The 2,001-nt window shown below is 38.2% G+C and carries 4 protein-coding genes and 1 pseudogene; 1 reads left to right on the top strand and 4 read right to left on the bottom strand.

Going from position 1 to position 2,001, the window contains the following annotated elements; genetic code table 11:
- Window positions 1–200, top strand: a pseudogene (locus tag Q0L68_RS19975) (pseudouridine synthase); the annotation flags it as partial.
- 30 nt (window positions 201–230) lie between these two features.
- Here Q0L68_RS19975 and Q0L68_RS19970 read toward each other — a convergent pair.
- The 4 genes from Q0L68_RS19970 to Q0L68_RS19955 form a co-directional block, all read right to left on the bottom strand.
- Window positions 231–536, bottom strand: a complete 306-nt coding sequence (locus Q0L68_RS19970; RefSeq protein WP_296705999.1) for a thioredoxin domain-containing protein — start codon at window positions 534–536, stop codon at window positions 231–233.
- A gap of 69 nt (window positions 537–605) precedes the next feature.
- Window positions 606–1,151 (bottom strand): OmpH family outer membrane protein, encoded by a 546-nt coding sequence (locus Q0L68_RS19965; protein ID WP_296705997.1) that lies wholly within the window; start codon window positions 1,149–1,151, stop codon window positions 606–608.
- 13 nt (window positions 1,152–1,164) lie between these two features.
- A complete protein-coding gene (locus Q0L68_RS19960) occupies window positions 1,165–1,695 on the bottom strand; it encodes an OmpH family outer membrane protein (RefSeq protein WP_296705996.1) in 531 nt (176 codons plus the stop codon).
- A 91-nt stretch (window positions 1,696–1,786) separates the two neighbouring features.
- Window positions 1,787–2,001, bottom strand: a 215-nt coding sequence (locus Q0L68_RS19955; protein WP_296705995.1) for a hypothetical protein, incomplete at its 5' end; no start/stop codon positions are given.

Below are 2,001 nucleotides of genomic sequence, written 5' to 3'. Positions count from 1 at the left end.
CGGTAGATCGAAAGATTCTTGGTTTGGAAATCCATGTTGGAAGAAATAGAATCGTTAGAAGAATCTTTGCTCATTTAGGCTATGAAGTGACAGCCTTGGATCGAGTGATGTATGCTGGTTTGGATAAAAAAGATCTTAAAAGAGGACATTATCGATTCCTTTCTGAGCAAGAAGTGATTCGGCTAAAATTCTTCGTATAATCATAAAAAGCTCCCAATCGGGAGCTTTTTTTATACAAAACCTTTCAAAGCTTTTTCTAAATCTCTTTTAGGAATTAGTCCACCTTTTCTCCAAAGGATTTTTCCCCTTTTGAATAAAATGTAATGTGGAATGGATCGAACTGCAAATTGTAGGGCCATCTGGGGATGCTTGTCGATGTCTAGCTTTAAGAGTTTAATCTTGCCTTTAAGTTCATCGAGGACTTCTTCAATAATAGGATCCATCGTTTGGCATGGACCGCACCAATCGGCACGGAAATCCACCAAAACTGCATCAAGACTCTTACTGATAATATCTTTAGGCTTCTTTTTGGGCATAAGTAAAAATAAAAAACCGGTTTTTCGAATCCTCGAAAAACCGGTTTTAATTATTGAAGATGCTGTGGTTTAGTTTCCTGCTGGAGGAGTAGGCATTTGAAGTCCTAGCTTAGCCAATACCAATTCAGTGAATTTGTCTTCTTCTTTAGTGTAAAGCAATACAGGTGACTGACCAGCAGTTTCTGCAAAGATATGAGTGTAATTGTTCTCTGCTGCAACTGCATTGATCGCATTGATTACTTTTTCCTGAACTGGCTCTAACAACTGACCTAATTTATTTTGGTAGCTTATCTGAGCATCTTGCTCATATTTCTGAAGGTCTGCCTGAAGTTTGGTAAGTTCCTCTTCTTTGGCCGCTCTAGCCTCTTCAGTCATAGTTTGGGCAGCTTGCTGATAAGTCTGAACCTGACGTTGAAAATCTGCAGCTTTAGTTTGGATATTAGTTTGTAGCTGAGTTTGGTAATCTTGAATATCAGCTCCGATTTGTTCCATTTCCGGCATTAAATCCATAATAAATTCCACGCTGGTATACCCAATTTTGATTTCCTGAGCCTGTGCCGCGAATCCTACGCAAAGCAATGCTACTGCTGAAAGGATAACTTTTACTTTGTTCATTCTTTGTTTGTATTTAATTGTTCTCTTCAATTCCTAATTCTTCCAAGATGAATTCTGAATAATCATGTCTTGGATCTGTGTAAATAATAGCTGAGGGTCCTGCTGCTTTATCAAACAATACCGCTAAACCATTTTTTCTGGAAACTCGTTCGATCGCATCGTATATTTTTGATTGAAGGGGCTGAAGTAATTCTGCCTGCTTCTGATAATATTGTCCATCAATCCCAAATATCCGACTATTGAAAGCCTGCGATTCCTGTTGTTTTTGCTTTATGTCATTCAGCCTTTGCTGATACATCTCCTCCGTAAGCAGTACTTCTTCAGCTTTTAATTGGTCGTAAAGTTCTTTAATCTCTTTGTCCAAATTTTGTGCCTCTTTCTTCCACTCATTGCTGAGCGTTTGAAGCTCCTGCTGTATTACTTTATAGTCCGGGTGTTTGTTCAAAATGTACTCTGAATCAATATAACCGAACTTTTGAGCGCTTACAGGCAGTACTTGCAGTGCAAAGAGCAGCAAAAATACTATTTTCAATGATTTTTTCATGATTATAGGCAAGAATTACAGGTTTGATTAAAGTCCTGACCCAGAAAATTAATTTTGCATAAATTAACTATTGCGCCAACTTTTTTCATTTTTATCTGAATTGTTGTCCTATCGTAAAGTGGAATTGAGCTCCACTTCTTTGAACTGTGCCTGGAATTGCATCAAAGCCATAGCCCCAATCCACTCCTAGCAATCCAAATGCTGGCATAAAGATTCTAGCACCTACACCTGCAGATTTTTTTAAATCATAAGGGTTGAAGTCTGCATAGGATCCCCAGTTATTTCCTGCCTCAGCAAATCCTAACA

Source organism: Algoriphagus sp., from assembly GCF_024642405.1.
In the GTDB taxonomy this organism is placed as follows: Bacteria; Bacteroidota; Bacteroidia; order Cytophagales; family Cyclobacteriaceae; genus Algoriphagus.
This window is presented reverse-complemented; position numbering and strand designations above follow the sequence as displayed.